Annotated in this window: 18 protein-coding genes and 1 tRNA gene; 6 read left to right on the top strand and 13 right to left on the bottom strand. The window is 62.8% G+C overall.

Annotated features, from left to right (window positions below; genetic code table 11):
* Positions 1-24: 24 nt before the first annotated feature.
* The 3 genes from FXV83_RS13535 to FXV83_RS13525 all read right to left on the bottom strand — a co-directional run bounded on the left by FXV83_RS13535 (position 25) and on the right by FXV83_RS13525 (position 1,620).
* Positions 25-570: a hypothetical protein gene (locus FXV83_RS13535; RefSeq protein ID WP_187435876.1), complete on the bottom strand. Its 546-nt coding sequence runs from the start codon at positions 568-570 to the stop codon at positions 25-27.
* Complete coding sequence (locus tag FXV83_RS13530) at positions 515-865, bottom strand: hypothetical protein (RefSeq protein ID WP_148739674.1); 351 nt, start codon at positions 863-865, stop codon at positions 515-517. The genes FXV83_RS13535 and FXV83_RS13530 overlap by 56 nt, the downstream gene beginning before the upstream one ends.
* 143 nt (positions 866-1,008) lie before the next feature.
* Positions 1,009-1,620 carry a formyltransferase family protein gene (locus FXV83_RS13525; protein ID WP_148739673.1) on the bottom strand — a complete coding sequence of 204 codons (612 nt, stop codon included), beginning with the start codon at positions 1,618-1,620 and terminating at the stop codon, positions 1,009-1,011.
* Between the two features lie 256 nt (positions 1,621-1,876).
* Here FXV83_RS13525 and FXV83_RS13520 point away from each other — a divergent pair, with 256 nt between their 5' ends.
* Complete coding sequence (locus FXV83_RS13520) at positions 1,877-2,110, top strand: hypothetical protein (RefSeq protein WP_148739672.1); 234 nt, start codon at positions 1,877-1,879, stop codon at positions 2,108-2,110.
* 5 nt (positions 2,111-2,115) lie between these two features.
* On the opposite strand, the gene FXV83_RS13515 is transcribed toward FXV83_RS13520, so the two are convergent.
* The gene (locus tag FXV83_RS13515) at positions 2,116-2,418 is read right to left on the bottom strand and encodes a hypothetical protein (protein WP_148739671.1); all 303 of its coding nucleotides are present in this window, start codon (positions 2,416-2,418) and stop codon (positions 2,116-2,118) included.
* A gap of 203 nt (positions 2,419-2,621) precedes the next feature.
* Positions 2,622-2,849, bottom strand: a complete 228-nt coding sequence (locus tag FXV83_RS13510) for a hypothetical protein (protein ID WP_148739670.1) — start codon at positions 2,847-2,849, stop codon at positions 2,622-2,624.
* Between the two features lie 308 nt (positions 2,850-3,157).
* On the opposite strand from FXV83_RS13510, the gene FXV83_RS13505 reads away from it, so the two are divergent.
* Positions 3,158-4,249, top strand: coding sequence for an AI-2E family transporter (locus FXV83_RS13505; RefSeq protein WP_148739669.1), 1,092 nt, complete (start codon positions 3,158-3,160; stop codon positions 4,247-4,249).
* Positions 4,250-4,373: 124 nt separating this feature from the next.
* On the top strand, positions 4,374-4,769 hold the full coding sequence (locus FXV83_RS13500; RefSeq protein WP_148739668.1) for an NUDIX hydrolase: 396 nt from the start codon (positions 4,374-4,376) through the stop codon (positions 4,767-4,769).
* 492 nt (positions 4,770-5,261) lie between these two features.
* Here the strand turns inward: FXV83_RS13500 and FXV83_RS13490 are convergent, their stop codons facing one another.
* The 3 genes from FXV83_RS13490 to FXV83_RS42640 form a co-directional block, all read right to left on the bottom strand.
* Positions 5,262-5,501: a hypothetical protein gene (locus FXV83_RS13490; RefSeq protein WP_148739666.1), complete on the bottom strand. Its 240-nt coding sequence runs from the start codon at positions 5,499-5,501 to the stop codon at positions 5,262-5,264.
* Positions 5,502-5,671: 170 nt separating this feature from the next.
* On the bottom strand, positions 5,672-5,908 hold the full coding sequence (locus FXV83_RS13485) for a hypothetical protein (protein WP_148739665.1): 237 nt from the start codon (positions 5,906-5,908) through the stop codon (positions 5,672-5,674).
* A 348-nt stretch (positions 5,909-6,256) separates the two neighbouring features.
* Positions 6,257-6,427 carry a hypothetical protein gene (locus tag FXV83_RS42640; RefSeq protein ID WP_187435875.1) on the bottom strand — a complete coding sequence of 57 codons (171 nt, stop codon included), beginning with the start codon at positions 6,425-6,427 and terminating at the stop codon, positions 6,257-6,259.
* Between the two features lie 271 nt (positions 6,428-6,698).
* Here FXV83_RS42640 and FXV83_RS13480 point away from each other — a divergent pair, with 271 nt between their 5' ends.
* The gene (locus FXV83_RS13480; RefSeq protein ID WP_148739664.1) at positions 6,699-7,373 is read left to right on the top strand and encodes a hypothetical protein; all 675 of its coding nucleotides are present in this window, start codon (positions 6,699-6,701) and stop codon (positions 7,371-7,373) included.
* Between the two features lie 739 nt (positions 7,374-8,112).
* On the opposite strand, the gene FXV83_RS42635 is transcribed toward FXV83_RS13480, so the two are convergent.
* Complete coding sequence (locus FXV83_RS42635; RefSeq protein WP_187435874.1) at positions 8,113-8,268, bottom strand: hypothetical protein; 156 nt, start codon at positions 8,266-8,268, stop codon at positions 8,113-8,115.
* 83 nt (positions 8,269-8,351) lie between these two features.
* Positions 8,352-8,427, bottom strand: a tRNA-Lys gene (locus FXV83_RS13470).
* On the opposite strand from FXV83_RS13470, the gene FXV83_RS42630 reads away from it, so the two are divergent.
* Positions 8,401-8,571, top strand: a complete 171-nt coding sequence (locus FXV83_RS42630) for a hypothetical protein (RefSeq protein WP_187435873.1) — start codon at positions 8,401-8,403, stop codon at positions 8,569-8,571. The genes FXV83_RS13470 and FXV83_RS42630 overlap by 27 nt on opposite strands.
* Positions 8,572-8,756: 185 nt before the next feature.
* On the opposite strand, the gene FXV83_RS13465 is transcribed toward FXV83_RS42630, so the two are convergent.
* Together FXV83_RS13465 and FXV83_RS13460 are read right to left on the bottom strand one after the other, a co-directional pair.
* A complete protein-coding gene (locus FXV83_RS13465; protein ID WP_148739662.1) occupies positions 8,757-11,420 on the bottom strand; it encodes a glycosyltransferase in 2,664 nt (887 codons plus the stop codon).
* Positions 11,421-11,635: 215 nt separating this feature from the next.
* Positions 11,636-12,229: a beta-1-3, beta-1-6-glucan biosynthesis protein gene (locus FXV83_RS13460; protein ID WP_148739661.1), complete on the bottom strand. Its 594-nt coding sequence runs from the start codon at positions 12,227-12,229 to the stop codon at positions 11,636-11,638.
* 267 nt (positions 12,230-12,496) lie between these two features.
* Here FXV83_RS13460 and FXV83_RS13455 point away from each other — a divergent pair, with 267 nt between their 5' ends.
* The gene (locus FXV83_RS13455) at positions 12,497-14,122 is read left to right on the top strand and encodes a glycoside hydrolase family 17 protein (RefSeq protein ID WP_148739660.1); all 1,626 of its coding nucleotides are present in this window, start codon (positions 12,497-12,499) and stop codon (positions 14,120-14,122) included.
* Here the strand turns inward: FXV83_RS13455 and FXV83_RS13450 are convergent.
* Positions 14,082-14,462 carry a hypothetical protein gene (locus FXV83_RS13450; RefSeq protein WP_148739659.1) on the bottom strand — a complete coding sequence of 127 codons (381 nt, stop codon included), beginning with the start codon at positions 14,460-14,462 and terminating at the stop codon, positions 14,082-14,084. The two genes, FXV83_RS13455 and FXV83_RS13450, sit on opposite strands and share 41 nt — an antisense overlap.
* Positions 14,463-14,488 lie beyond the last annotated feature (26 nt).

Below are 14,488 nucleotides of genomic sequence, written 5' to 3'. Positions count from 1 at the left end.
CGATTATCGTATTACCGTACTGGCCTATTTCGACAGCGCGATGTTGGCGCCGCGGAACTGGCTGTCGGCGCGCATCGTGACGGTCTGCTTGTTGCCGCTCGTCTTCAGCGCGAGGTTGGCGTTGAAGCCCGCGGCGGAGACGACCACTTCGAAATTTCCACCGCCGCCGCGGCCCAGAAGCGAGCCGCTGATATTGCGGCTGGCTTCGCTCCAGCTCCCGCTAATGGCGCTGCCTTCCGAGCGGACGCTGGCCGCGAGATTGAACTTGTAGGCGTCGCTGGCGCAGGTCAGCGACATCTCCATGGTCGGCCCGATCGGCGCATATTTGGCCCGGCAGCGGATGCGCTCGGTGGAGCCGTCGTCCAGGATGACGGTGCCGCCACCGCTCCAGGTTCCTGCCATCGGCGCGAAGGGGCCGGACTGAGCGCTGGCTTTGGTGTTCGCGAACGCTGCCGCAAACAAAACGGCGGTTGCCGTCAGCAGCCGCCGGTTTAGAACGCTGGTCCCGAATTGCTTATTGGCGCGATGCTTCCCACCGCCCGCTGCACGGTATGCCTGCAGATGCTCCATTCCACTTTCCCGATCCGGCGTTGCCGCTGAGTTGACCGTTGGCATATGCACCATTGATCGAAACTTTCACAAGACCCTCCCGGCCGATGGTGCCGGAAACGTTAGCGCCGGGCGCGGTGATTTTGCCGTCGGCAACGGTCAACATCGAGCTTGCAGTGGGTTCGCAGGAGCCGCTCTTGGTGACGATGGTGACCTGCCAGTTGCCGTCATAGGGGGTCTGGGAGAAGGCAGGAGCGGCGAGGGTGCCGGCGAAAACTGTGGCGGCACAGAACGCCGCAATGCGATCAAAACGCATAAATTCCGTCCTTGAATATGTCTGAGATGATGCCACTTATTCGGGCGAAATGTGACGGAAATTTGTTGCATTGCCAAATTGAAAATTGTTCCTGTGGAAACAATGGTTTATTTGCGTTTCCGGTTCCGATTTTCGAAGCGAAATCAACGCGACTTCACGTTAAGGGTAAATGTCAGGACAGGCGCCGAGGTTGCGAACTGCTCGTCCTGGGGCTTGGCCGGAAGCGCCTTGTGAACCTTGGCGTAGTCGATGACGTCGCCGAGCAATTTGAGCCCGAGCGGCGCGAGTGCGCGCTCCCACAACTCTCGTGCCGTCTCGCCGTTCTTGACGAAGCACCAGTCCTGAGCGGCGATGGCGCCGGCGTCCATGCGGTCGGCGAGATGATAGATCGTGCCACCGGCGATCGGATCACCCTCCTTGATGGTCCATTCGACCGCAGCCTTGCCGCGGTGGCGCGGCAGCAGCGAGGGGTGATAGCCGATCCCGCCGAACTTCGCTGCGGCGAGTGCGTCCTTGCCGATCCGCGCGTGGCTGTGCGCCGTGATAATCAGGTCGGTATCGGGCGCGATCTCGGAGGCGACGACCAGCTTCGGATCGGCCTGCACCACCACCTCGATGCCGGCGGCCCTGGCTGTCGCGGCGAGGCGATCCTCGGCATCGGCGACCACGATCTGCACGATTGATACGCTATGCTCCCGGAGCATGTTCAGGGTGGTGACGCCGAAATGGCGGGAGCCGACAAGTGTAATGCGCATGGGTGTCCGATCCGTTTCGCAGCTGCGTCATTCCCGATAACACGTCCGGACGTCCTGTCACCATCCGCGCGGCATTTGCGCCGGTTATCAACAATGCGCTGAGCGCCGCGCATCACGAAATCACCTGGCGGTAACACGTTCTCAACCCGTCTGGCGTATCGACGAATCCGTCGCGGATTTGTATTGCGTACCGCGACACCGAAATGTCCCGCCGGCGCGGCTGCGCCGACCGGGCATTTCTGCCGGGACCGATTTCATGCCGAGCGCGATTGAGCAGATCGTCGACACCTATGTGCGACTGAAGAACCGGCGTGGCCTCGACGAGCTGATGATGCACAGGCAGCGGCTGGCGGTCGATCTGAAGAGCGGGTCCGGATTCGATTTCAGTCTGCCGATCGGCAAGATCGATGAGGAGATCGCGATCATCGAAGCCGGCCTCAGCCGGCTCAAGGCGGATTCCGCCGATCTCGGCGCGACACGACCCGTCTGAAGCAATCAGTCGCGCCGGCCGCCGTCGATCACCGTGAACAGCGGCCGCGCCGGGGTCGGCTCGACCAGAAGCTCGTCCACCAGTGCGGTGGCTGCATCGACATATTTGCGCGTCGGCTTGTCCAGCGGACGCCTGGCCTCGTCGTCGAGGGCGATTTTTGCCGCCTCGACCAGCTTGCGCATCCGCGCCGCATGGTCGTCGCCTGCGGTCAGCGTTGCGCGCGCCAGCGAGCGCAGCACGAACAGCTCGCCCTCGAGGCGGAGCAGACGGTCGTTGAGCCTGGTGAGGACGGCGTTGAGATCGGCCATGGCGGGTGTTCGGGGCGGAGGATCCATCTGATCTAGCGGCGATCGGTGAACGGAGTCCCAACGCGATTGGCGCAATTGGCCCGATTCTCCTGTCCACCTCGCGCGTGTTGCACGCGCGCGGTTCGCTCCAGACGCCGGGTTGCTTCGCTGCGCTCGCAACGACGGAGTATGTTTGCGCGATGAATGACCGTGTCGGCGCTCGCCTACCAGCCCACGCCAGCCCAGCGCCTTCCGAACACCGGCGGCTTGCTCTTCACCGCTTGCCAGCCGAAGAAATGATGCTTGCCGGACCAGCTGTGTACTACGCCGCTGCAGACGCTGCATTTGAAGCTGCCGGCGTGCGGCTCGGTGTGCTCCTCCCGGGTCGCGCTGTAGCTCATGCTGCAGCCGGGGCAGGTGAATTCTTCGATTGTCCAGATGGTGTTGGCCATTGCACCGAAAGTGTTTTTGTGACGTGGAGGTCAAGCGTAGATGCGAGCCTTTGCAGCGGCGTAAACCGGTCGGCCGAAATCCGGTTAATGGCCGTTAGGCAAACCCGGTCGGCTACGGCCTCCATCTTTCGGGGCGCAATGAGCGCCGGCCGGCCCAAATCGCGCCGCCGGTGAGCGTGAACGATCACGTTCAGGGCGGTGTTCACGCCCGCCGGGCCACCTGGTCGCCTTGACGCCGGATGCATTGCTGGCAATAACGCAGGAACCGCGCAAGCGCCGGACGTCGCATCGATGTCGCAAGGAAAGCCGTGCCCGTGAAAAGTCTCCGTCAGCTCCTGACCGGAGAGGACATCATCCAGCTCGTGATCCGGCTTGGCCTTCTGGCACTGCTGATCATCTGGACGTTCCTGATCATCCGTCCGTTCGTGCCGATCCTGGCCTGGAGCTGTGTGCTCGCGGTCGCCTTCTATCCGGCCTTCAACTGGCTCGCCAAATTGCTCGGCGGCCGGCCCAAGACCGCGGCGGCGATCCTCACCCTGCTCACGCTCGGTATCGTCCTCGGACCGGCGACCTGGCTTGGCATCAGCGCAGTGGACGGCGCGCGGGAGCTGGCGCACCAACTCGGCACCGGCGACCTCGCGCTCCAATCGGCGCCGGAGCAAATCAAGTCGTGGCCGGTGATCGGCCCGACGCTGTTCGAGCTCTGGGATCAGGCCTACAACAACATCCGCGCGGTGCTGCGCGAGGTCGCGCCCTATCTCCAGCCGCTGGCGGGACCGCTGTTGTCGCTCGCCGGCGACGCCAGCCTGGGAACGCTGCAGTTTCTGGTCTCGGTGTTCGTCGCCGGCTTCCTGTTTCCGCACGGGCCGCGGCTGGTCGCGGCAGGGCGCGGCTTCCTGTTTCGCATCGTCCCCGAGCAGAGCGAGCATTTTCTGAGTCTTGCGGGCGCCACCATCCGCGCGGTAGCGCAAGGGGTGATCGGCGTCGCCATCGTGCAGGCGCTGCTCGCCGGCTTCGGCTTCAAGCTCGCGGCTGTACCGAGCGCCGGGCTTCTCGCCTTCATCGTCCTGCTACTCTCGATCGTGCAGATCGGCGCCTTCCTCGTGCTGCTGCCTGTGATCATCTGGATCTGGACCGCCAAGGACGTCACCACGGCGCTGCTGCTCACGGTGTTTCTCGTCCTTGTCGGCTTCATCGACACCATGTTGAAGCCGCTGGTCATGGGGCGCGGCCTGACCACGCCGACGATCGTGATCTTCGTCGGCGTGATCGGCGGCACGCTGGCCCACGGCATTGTCGGCCTGTTTATCGGACCGATCATCCTATCGGTGGCGTGGGAAATGGCGGCGGCGTGGATCAGGACGGAGGACCGCTCCGAGGCGGGGGCGCGCGAAGGCTGACCTCGCGCCTGGCAAGTGATCCGCCCGCCATAGGCCCAGGCTGTGATCAAAGCGCCGCCGAACTTGTCTATTGAAGTAGACAAGTTACCATTGGGCACGATTCTATTTTTCGATTACGGCAGCAATGGCGAAATCTTCCAAGCTGGTTGCCGCCAAGCGCGGCAAGGTGTTGTTGGTCAGACGCCGATCGGACGGCCTGTGGATGTTCCCGGGCGGCCGCAGGCACGCGCGCGAGTCCGAAAAGGACTGCCTGCGGCGCGAGATCAGGGAGGAGCTGCCCAAGCTGAAGCTCGGCAGGATCAGCCTCTGGAAGGAAGTGACGGCCAGGAACAAGCGCTCCGGCCGCAAGATGAGTGACGCGATCTTCATTGCCAAGGGCGCCAAGGGCAGGCTCGCCATCGGCGACAAGAAGGAGATCGACCGCGCCGCCTGGCACAAGCCCCGCGGTATCCGCCTGACCCCGACCTCGCGTTACATCCGCGATCGGCTGTTTCCGAGGAAGCAGCGGCGGCAGAGATGAGCTACTCCCCATCCTCCGTCCCGTGCGTCCGCCCGGCATATGATCGCGAAAAGCTAGCGCCCGGTTGCGCTGCGGATGCCCTGGCTCCTTCAGTCTCGCGCTGCCCCTTGCGGGCCTTGCGCGCGCGCCTCATCGCGAGCTTGACCTGAGGATTCGGCGAATCCTCAGCGAAGAACAAGACAACCTCGCAACTCGGACATTGCCGCGAATAGCCGTCCTGCAACCGCCCCGCACGATCGCGAAACACGGTTTTGCAGCGCGTGCACTGAATTTGGACAAAGCTCACGTGCGAACAACAATGACTATTCGAAATGCATCGTTACGTGACGCCAAATGTCTGAACAAAGCTTGAATGCCGGCATGAGATGAACGGCAGGTCTCGCGCATCCGATGCAACGGACGCGAGCATGCGGGCGGCGCTAGCGGAATCCGCGGCCGCGTCATCTCCGCAAGAGGCGGGTGCGGCGTCCGCTAAAGCTGCCCGCTCGACCGCTACTGCTTGGCGGCCAGTGCCTCCAGGCAATGGTTGAGATAGAGGGTGCGATCTCTCGGCAGCACCTTTTCCAGATCCGCCTTCGTGGCGCATTCGCGCTGCCGTATCTGCTCGGCACGGCGTTTTTCCGCGGCCTCGCGATATTCGGGAGCGACCTTGTTGGGGTCGACGAGGGCCTGGGATCGTGCGGGGTCGGCAGCAAAGAGTGCAACGGCTGCGATGATAATGATTGATTTCAAATGAGCCTCCGTAAAAGGGCTCATCCTAGCGCCCGGTTTCGGAAGGCTCAAACGCTAAGTGAGGGCGAACGACCGCGCACCTCTGTCCGGGCCGTATCGCCGAAGACCGGTCGGCGGCGTTGGTTTCGCCTAGATGAGTTTGGCGACGTCGATGCGCCGGGTGAAGTCCGTCACTTCGAGGCTTGGTCGATCTTGTGACCCAGATGCCCGGTATCGTGATCGCGACGCAGCTGGCTCAGCGACGTCTCGTTCAACTGAAGCAGGACCTCACCGAGTGTTGTCGTATCCGGATACCCGGCGGCAAAACCCTTTCCGTAGATCTTGCGCAACGTACCGACCATCGTGTTGCCGTGCTTCTTGCTAATCCCGCCATCCTTGTCCCGATGGCGGCCATCCGTTTCCTTCATGTGTCTCTCCCTGTAGGACGTCTGCGCGCCTGGAGAGACCGTGCTCCCAAATGAGTTGATAGGCAACTGCATGGCGCGCGGGCGTTGACGCTGGTTCGTGCCAGCGCAACAGCGTTGCCGTCGCGTGTCCATCTTGTGGAAAAATTCGGCGAAATCGTGTGAACCAGTTCACAGTCGATCTCCGAGGCCACTGCTATGAAGCCATCATTGCTTTACCGATTGATATTTTGAAAACGCCCCCAGCGCTCCCTACCAGGCGCTGGGGTTTTCATTTGGATCACCGCATCGGCAGGGTTCGCCAAGCGCGATCTGATGGGCGGTGGCTTCTGAAGAGCGAAGGCGGGGCGGCTACGCGACCTGCTCCTCAAACGAGGAGTATACTCGGCCGGTTGGATCAACGATCTGAACGTCCCAGCACTCGTCCTCGACAAGCTCTCTGGCCTTCTTGAGGGCGGCCGCGAGTGACAGCCGCTTGAGGCTGACGACGCCTGCCGTGTCGAAACCGCTGATTTCAAACATGCCGCTCCCTCCTGTTTTGCTGAATCCTATACCTTTTGGGGGAGTTGTCTGCGGCTTTGTCGTGCTTCGAAGCAGGCTGCCCCATGACCAATTCCATCGCATAGACCCCGTAATCGTCCGGGGTGGCTGGAGATGCCGGGCGGCCAAGCCGCTAACGTGGAATTAAGCTGAAATGCCGACAATTTTGGGCAGTTGTAGGTGGGTGCTGCGTAGAGGAGTCGTCGCGAGGACGTTCCGGCGTCGGCTTCCTTTTGCCCGCTCATTTGAGTCAATGCACATGACCACGACATCGGAAGCGCAAGGCCTCGTCGAACAATTCGACCCCGTAGCACTGGCACTCGCCGCCGCAGCACCCGAACCTGCAGCGCAGGAAGCTCCAGTACCGCTCAAGCGGCCCAGCCGGAAATCGGTCCTGGCGCTGTCGGTATGTGCCCTGGCCATCAATGGCTCGGCGGCCATCTACACATTGCCGTCTGATTTTCCGTCTCCGAATTTCAGCAGCTTGGTTGAACTGCTTCCGCGCCGGGAGGCGTCCGCGCCAAAACCAAAACCGGATCCGGTTGTCGCTGCCTTGAAGGATATTCAGTCGGCCCAGCAGCAGCACACGGCGTCGCTGCAGGAGAACAACCACGCATTGCAGCACAATGCTGCTCTGCTGCAGCAAGATTCAATCGTACTTCTTTTTCTGCGGCAGAGCATCACGGACGAACGGGTCGATGTGAGGAAGATATCTTCGCAGCTTTCCACGCTCATTGCGAAGGTCGACACGCTGCAAGGTGCGATGATGTCGGACGTCACGTCCTCCATCCGGAGAGCGCATGCTCGCTACGGACTGTCCGCAGCCATGCGCAAACGGATGGCTCGGCAGTCGAAATCTGTAGGGCCTGTTTCGGTTGGAGGAGCTCCCCTGAGCATGCCGGCTGCGACGTTGGTTCCGGAAAGCTGAGGAACCGTCAAACCAATCGCTTGGGACTTGGGCGCTAGTTCCAAGGGCTCAGGCTGCGCGATTTGGTGCACTGGCACCATAATTCTTGCCGTAATTCTTGCGCTTCACACCCTCCGCAACCGCCCGCTCGACCTCGGCGGCGAGCACGCTCAGGTGATCCGCCAGCTTGGTGGATAGTTCGAGCTTTCCACCGAGCGAAAGGTACAGCCAATGTCGAAAACCGAACAGACGAAATTGCCGAGTTTTCCTAGCCTCGCGGGTGGTCCAAACGGCGGCGAACTATATTGATGGAGGGGCGTTTAATGAATGATCGTGCGCGACTGGATGATCGTCATTTCGCTCTGCGCCAACACCTTGAGGCACTCGCTTCTCAAGTTTCCGAACTTGAGATCCTTCGAGGCCAAGTAGCTGAGGCCGAGCGCAGAATCTTCGGTGTGGCACGCGAAACTAGGAAGGCGGTTTATGAGGAGTCCAGTTGGCCCGGCCAGCACGCGATAATCTGAATCGGCGACGAAATCGGGCCTTTGAAGACTTAGCTGCTACCGCCCCAACCCCGGGGGCTGGATTTTGGACAACCGTGATTACCGACAGCAATTTGAGAACATGTCCGTCGATGAGCTGTGGGCGTTGTTCACGGACGTCGATCAGATTCTGGCCGCGAGGATCATTGCTAAAAAGGAAGAATTAGATAGGCGCCTCGATCGGCTCCGCCGAACAGACGCACGAGGTTCACCGGAGATCAGCGAACGTTCATCAATGCCGGCTCGCCATCGCCCCTGAGAATTGCGCCGCGTTTGCCACAAGTCCGGCAGACGATCGCGAGCAGGCCGACAGCAACTGCCAGCAGAGCGAACCTGATGATGCCCAGCATCAGTCCGATTGCGAGAGCGTTCAATGTCTCGCTCCCGAGTGCACCGGGTGCACGCAGGATTTTTGGGAGAGGGGGCCAACCTTGATGCGTAAGTCTTTGATTTTGCTTGGTGAGCGCGCTGGGGCTCGAACCCAGGACCCCGTGATTAAAAGTCACGTGCTCTACCGGCTGAGCTACGCGCTCCCATGGCCGCTGGATGGCTTTGAAGAGATCGCCATCGTCTTCGGTCATCTGGAGAAGCATGTCTTGCCGCTACGTTTTGATCGCGTCGCGGGGAATGCCGGTGAGGCTGTTTTCCCGATCATGCTTTCGGCCCGCGCTGTGTAGGGGGATGGGGCGCGGAGGTCAATAGCGGGGGTGCTTGCCGAAACTCGCGGCAGAAGCGGGGATTTGTCCGCCGTTTCCGTGACTTACCACGGGAATTTCAACCGGTTGGCGGGGCGTCATGCACGCCGAACATCGAGGCGCCTTGCGGGCGCGGGGCTTCGACCCGCGCCGTAGCCGGGGCGCGATCAGTTCGTCTCCCGCCGCACCTCGTTCGGCACCGGCTGCGGCGTGCCGGCGGGGGTCGGCAGTGCGACCGGGCGCAGGCCGATCAGCTCGGCGCTGCGGATCGCGCTATCACGCCAGAACTGGAACGAGTTGATGCGGCTGAGCTCGAGGATCGCGATTGCGACCGCGGCCAGGAACGGCAGGCTCTGCAGCACCAGCACGCCGGCGAAGATGTAGATCTCGGTGATCTGCCGGTAGCTGTTGGAGGCGATCAGGACGCCGGCGCCGATCAGCAGCAGGGCGCCGATCACGGCCTCCCAGAACGCCTGGAACTCGATCGACATCCGCGACAGGCCGCCCTTGGAGGTGCGCGCGAACGCAATGTGCTCGGTAATCAGACCCTGCGCCACCGCGCGCGACACCGTCCACTGCACGCTCATCGCCGCGATCATGGCGCCCAGCATCTGGCCGGGTCTGATCGCGACGCGTGCGCGGTACATCGACAGGAAGTGCGCGAGCGAGACGATGAACGCGCCGATGATCGGCAGCGTCAAAATCTTGTCGGGGATGGCGATGTCGGCAAAGGCGACGATCGGCACCCAGACGAGGTTGAGCAGCGCGACCACCACGCCGAGGCTTTCGGCGCCAAGCCAGTTCAGCCAGCCCAAACCGTACTCGCGCTTCTGGTCCGGCGTCAGCCGGCTGCGGCCGGGCAGGAAGTGGCGCCAGTGCTTTTTTACGATCTGCAGGCCGCCATAGGCCCAGCGGTGACGCTGCTTCTTGAAGGCCTCGTAGGTGTCGGGGAGCAGGCCCTGGCCATAGCGGTGGTTGGTGTAATGGGTGGTCCAGCCGAGTTCCTGGATGGCAAGCCCGAGATCGCTGTCCTCGCAGATCGTGTCGCTCGACCAGCCGCCGGCCATGTCCATCGCAGCGCGGCGGATCAGGCACATCGTGCCGTGCACGATGATGGCATTGGTCTCGTTGCGCTGGACCATGCCGATGTCGAAGAACCCGGCATATTCGCCGTTCATGATGTAGTGCATGATCGACAGGTCGCCGTCGCGATGCTCCTGCGGCGCCTGCACCAGGCCGACGCTTGCGTCGGCGAAGGCCGGCACGAGGTCCTTTAGCCAGTCGGGATCGACGACATAATCGGCATCGAGAATGCCGATGATCTCGGCATCCGCTGCAGTGCGGTCCATGGCAATGCGCAAGGCGCCGGCCTTGAAGCCCTGCACTTTCTCGGCGTTGATGAACTTGAAGCGTTCACCGAGCGCGCGGCAATGATCCTGGATCGGCTGCCAAAAGGCGGGGTCGGGCGTGTTGTTGATGATGACGACGCATTCGTAGTTCGGATAGTTCAGCCGCGACAGCGCATCGAGCGTCTGCTTGAGCATGTCGACCGGCTCGAAATACGCCGGGATGTGGATCGAGACCTTCGGGCAGTAATTCTCCGGCACGTCGGCGATCGGCTTGCTCTTGGTCAAAAGCCGCTGCGGCGACCGGCCGAGCGCCACGGCTGCGATCTCGTCGATCCGCGCCATCGCAATCAGGACGAGCGGAACAAGTAGGATCATGCCGAGTGTCAGTGCGAAGGCCGAGCCGAAAATGAAATAGTGCCCGTTCCAGAACGCGAAAACGGTCGCGGCCCAGGCGCCAACACCGTTGGCGGTCGCCGACAGCAGGAAGGCCTGCCGCGCGGTCGGCTTTTCCAGCCGCAGGATCGGCAGCGATAACAGCACGCCGACCAGCAGCGCGATGCCCATCAGCTTCCAATAGTCGGGATTCTCCACCGGACCGGTCCAGGCGAATTTCGGCTCGCGGCTGGCGTTGAGGATGCCCCAATACGGACCGACGCCGCCTTCAAAGTACTTCCAGGGCTGATCGATCGCCTCGACGATGTTGTATTCCATGCCGATGGCTTCGGCGCGGCTGACGAAGTTGCGCAGCGTCAGCGCCTGCTGGAATGGACCGGGATCGGCGTTGCGCAAGTTGTAGCCCGCGCTCGGCCAGCCGAATTCGGCGATCACGATGCGCTTGCCGGGGAACAAATTGCGCAAGAGGCTATAGCGGTCGACGGCCTGGTCGACCGCCTGGTCCGAGCGGAAGTTTTCCCAATAGGGCAGCACGTGGGCGGCGATGAAATCGACGTTGGATGCGAGGTCCGGATTGTCGCGCCAGATGTTCCAGATCTCGCCGGTGGTGACGGGCACGCGGACCGCGCTCTTCACCCTCTTGATCATCTCGATCAGGTCTTCGACCTTCTGCTCGCCGCGGTAAATCACTTCGTTGCCGACGACGACGCCGTTCACATTGCTGTTCTTGCGGGCGAGCTCAATGGCGGCCTTGATCTCGCGCTCGTTGCGGTCCTTGTCCTTGCCGATCCAGCCGCCGACCGTGACCTTGAGCCCGAACTCGGCTGCGATCGGCGGCACCAACTCGTTGCCTTCCGTCGCGGAGTAAGAGCGGATGGCGCGCGTGAGGGTCGAGAGCTTTTTCAGATCGGCACGAATCTTGTCGGGGTCGACGTTGTTGTCGGCAACATGTCCCGGTTCGAACGGCGTATAAGACAGGCTGGGCACCAGGCCCCTGAAGTCCGGCGCAGGCTCCCTGTCGCGCAAGACTCCCCAGATGCCGGCGTGGAGCGCGGACACAAGCAACAGAACGGCGGCGACAAAGCGCATCGCGGCTAAACCAAAAGGGGCTGAGGTGGCAGGGAAGCGGATCCGACCCCGAGATCCGACCGTGTCCGCGGCAAAGGGAGCATACCTCTGCCGCGCGGTTTCACAACTGGCATGCCCTCATGACGTTATAAGGGCATGGCCGTTTCGGAAGCACGCGGCAGTGCCAACCCGAGCTATCGCCGATCGTTCCTGAACGAAGGCTGAAGCGGTCGCGGCTATTTCGATGGCGCCGGTGACGGGCTTGCCGCAGGCGAGGGGCTGGCGGCGGGCTGCGGCGGCTGCGAATTGGCGGCGGTCGGCGCCGCCGGCTGCGAGGCCGTGGCCGCCGCTTGTTGCGGCTGGGAGGCCGGGTTGATCCAGCAAGCGTGCACACGGCTGTCCAGGGTCTCGGCTATCTTGGGGTCGATCTGGCCGCCAAAGCGGGTCAGGCAGCGGAAGGCGGCCTGGATGTGGCCGCCGGGGCAGCCGAAGCGGTCATAGAGGTCGAGATGGCGGAACGCGGTATCGAGGTCGTCCCGCCACATCAGCCGCACCACGCGACGGCCGAGCCAGACGCATTCAGGATTGCCGGCGGGACCATTGACGACCTGGGCTGCCTCCGCGAACTCGTCGGTGCGGCGCTGGTTCTGGGCGGCATCCTTGGCGGCATCTGCGGGCTGGGCGGCGGCCTTGCCCTGGTCGGGCGCGGGCGTGCCGCTCTGGGCGAAGGCGCCACTAAGGCCAACCAACAGGACAAGGGTGGAGACGGCCAAGGTGGCGGCGGACCGCCGCAGGACCGCATTTCGTAACTCGAACACCCGTTGCCGCATGAATTCCCCAATATATCCGCTGACCGTCCGCGTCAGGACCTCGCGGACGCGCAGGTGATGGCGTCCAAATGGGTCTCCAATGCGGCGGAAAAGTCCCGCAAAATCTGATGACCTGTATTTCGAATTTTGTCCAGCAAAGTCACGATCCTAGGCCCCCGGTCCAACGGCCGCAGCCAAATTCCTCGGGGAGGGGAACGGGGTCGATCCCGATGGCCACCCCTTGGCAGATGGCGCGCAAGCAGGTAATCGACGGACCCTTCGCGGAGGATGGAACCGATTTCTCTTCGTACGCCACTGGCGCTGCTGCTCGTTTCCCTTGGTGCGATTGCTGCCGTGTGGTGGTGGTTGGCCACGCCGATCACGCTCGCGCGCGCGCCGATCGATCCGGCCGACAAGGTCCAATGCGTCTCCTACGCGCCGTTCCGGGGCGAACAGTCGCCGCTGAACGCATGGACCCATATCGAGGCCGATCAGATCGAGCAGGACCTGCGCCAGCTCAAGGAGATCACCGACTGCGTCCGCACCTATTCGATGGAGAACGGGCTCGACCAGGTGCCGGCGATCGCAGCCCGGATCGGCGGGCTGAAAGTGCTCCAGGGCATCTGGCTCAGCAGCAACCGCACCAAGAATTTTGAGCAGGTCGCGCTCGCGATCCGCCTCACCAAGGATTTTCCCGGAATCATCACCAGCCTCATCGTCGGCAATGAGGTGCTGCTCCGCGGGGAGATGACGACCGGCGACCTCGTGTCCATCATCCGCTTGGTGAAGGCGCAGGTCAGCGTGCCCGTCACCTATGCCGACGTCTGGGAGTACTGGAACCGGAATCGCGAGGTCTACGACGCCGTCGATTTCGTCACGATCCACATCCTGCCCTATTGGGAAGACGTGCCGGTGCGCGCGAAATTCGCCGCAGCTCATGTCGAACAGATCCGCGAGCGGATGGCGGTGGCGTTCCCCGGCAAGGAAATCCTCATTGGGGAGACCGGCTGGCCGAGCGAGGGGCGCATGCGCGACGGCGCGCTGCCGTCGCGCACCAACCAGGCGCGGGTGGTCTCGGAAATCCTCAGCCTCGCCAAAGCGCAGAAGTTTCGCGTCAATCTGATCGAGTCGTACGACCAGCCGTGGAAGCGCAAGCTGGAAGGCACCGTGGGCGGCTATTGGGGCCTGTACGATTCGGTGCGCCGGAATCTCAAATATCCACCGGGTCAGCCAATCAGCAATTTCCCGTACTGGAAATGGTACATGGGCGCCGGCATGGGCTTGTGCGTACTGGTGTTTGCGGTCGCCCTCATCACGCTGCGCCGGCGGCCCTGGACGCCGCGCTTCTCGGCATGGCTGGGTGTCGGCATCTCAGCGACGTCAGCGGGCATCCTGCTCGGGGTCGGCGCCGACAAGATGTACTATGAAAGCTACGGCATAGGCGGCTGGCTGCACTGGGGCGCGCTGCTGCTGGCCGGCATCCTGTCGCCGATCTTCTGCGCGCAGGCGCTCGTCATCGGAAGAAGCCTGCCGACCTTCCTCGATCTGCTTGGCCCGAGCGAGGGGCGGAAATGGTCGAAGCTCACGGCCGTGCTCGGCCTGATCCTGGCGGTGACCGCGGTGATCGCGGCGGAGACCGCAGTCGGCTTCGTGTTCGACCCGCGCTACCACGACTTCCCCTACGCCTCGCTGACGATGGCGGTGGTGCCGTTCGCGATCCTGATGCTGAACCGGCCGCAGATCGGCCAGCGTCCGATCGCGGAGGCGGTGTTCGCAGGCGTGCTGACGCTGGCGGCGGCCTATGTGCTCGTCAACGAAGGCCGCGAGAACTGGCAGTCGCTGTGGACCTGCGCGATCTGTCTGTTGTTCGCGCTCACGCTGTGGCGGGCGCGGGCCGAGCAAATCCAAGGATAAGCAGGCCGATCGCGAGCCCCGACAGCACGACATTGTAGAGCACGATGCCGAGGCCGGCGGCGATGATGCCGACGGTCAGGAGCACGATCGAAGGCCGCATCAAGTTCAGCGTCGCCACCACCAGTGCGACAATGCCGAACACCGAGTTCTTGAACAGCACCGTCGAGACCGAACGGGCCTTGCAGAGCATGGTCTGCAGGCCGGCATCGCAGGCGAGCGTGACTTGCGAGTTTTCGATTCCGAGATAGCGCAGATAGAGCGCATAGCCGACGGCCGCGAAGCCGACGACGATCAGGAACTGCACCTGGTAGGGCGAGAGGCGAAAGGGCTTTTTTGTCATGGCGGCAATATGGTCGGGATGGGGGG

It is taken from the genome of Bradyrhizobium hipponense (genome assembly GCF_008123965.1).
Classification (GTDB): Bacteria; Pseudomonadota; Alphaproteobacteria; order Rhizobiales; family Xanthobacteraceae; genus Bradyrhizobium; species Bradyrhizobium hipponense.
The sequence above is the reverse complement of the archived record's forward strand: the minus strand, read 5'-3'. Positions and strand labels throughout refer to the sequence as shown.

Excerpts from the sequence above, each read along its gene's own strand:
- FXV83_RS13455 (WP_148739660.1), top strand. The coding sequence starts at position 12,497 with ATGGAACCGATTTCTCTTCGTACGCCACTGGCGCTGCTGCTCGTTTCC.
- FXV83_RS13535 (WP_187435876.1), bottom strand. The coding sequence starts at position 570 with ATGGAGCATCTGCAGGCATACCGTGCAGCGGGCGGTGGGAAGCATCGC.
- FXV83_RS13465 (WP_148739662.1), bottom strand. The coding sequence starts at position 11,420 with ATGCGCTTTGTCGCCGCCGTTCTGTTGCTTGTGTCCGCGCTCCACGCC.
- FXV83_RS13500 (WP_148739668.1), top strand. The coding sequence starts at position 4,374 with ATGGCGAAATCTTCCAAGCTGGTTGCCGCCAAGCGCGGCAAGGTGTTG.
- FXV83_RS13510 (WP_148739670.1), bottom strand. The coding sequence starts at position 2,849 with ATGGCCAACACCATCTGGACAATCGAAGAATTCACCTGCCCCGGCTGC.
- FXV83_RS13480 (WP_148739664.1), top strand. The coding sequence starts at position 6,699 with ATGCACATGACCACGACATCGGAAGCGCAAGGCCTCGTCGAACAATTC.
- FXV83_RS13515 (WP_148739671.1), bottom strand. The coding sequence starts at position 2,418 with ATGGCCGATCTCAACGCCGTCCTCACCAGGCTCAACGACCGTCTGCTC.
- FXV83_RS42640 (WP_187435875.1), bottom strand. The coding sequence starts at position 6,427 with ATGTTTGAAATCAGCGGTTTCGACACGGCAGGCGTCGTCAGCCTCAAG.
- FXV83_RS13450 (WP_148739659.1), bottom strand. The coding sequence starts at position 14,462 with ATGACAAAAAAGCCCTTTCGCCTCTCGCCCTACCAGGTGCAGTTCCTG.
- FXV83_RS13520 (WP_148739672.1), top strand. The coding sequence starts at position 1,877 with ATGCCGAGCGCGATTGAGCAGATCGTCGACACCTATGTGCGACTGAAG.
- FXV83_RS13485 (WP_148739665.1), bottom strand. The coding sequence starts at position 5,908 with ATGAAGGAAACGGATGGCCGCCATCGGGACAAGGATGGCGGGATTAGC.
- FXV83_RS13460 (WP_148739661.1), bottom strand. The coding sequence starts at position 12,229 with ATGCGGCAACGGGTGTTCGAGTTACGAAATGCGGTCCTGCGGCGGTCC.
- FXV83_RS13530 (WP_148739674.1), bottom strand. The coding sequence starts at position 865 with ATGCGTTTTGATCGCATTGCGGCGTTCTGTGCCGCCACAGTTTTCGCC.
- FXV83_RS13525 (WP_148739673.1), bottom strand. The coding sequence starts at position 1,620 with ATGCGCATTACACTTGTCGGCTCCCGCCATTTCGGCGTCACCACCCTG.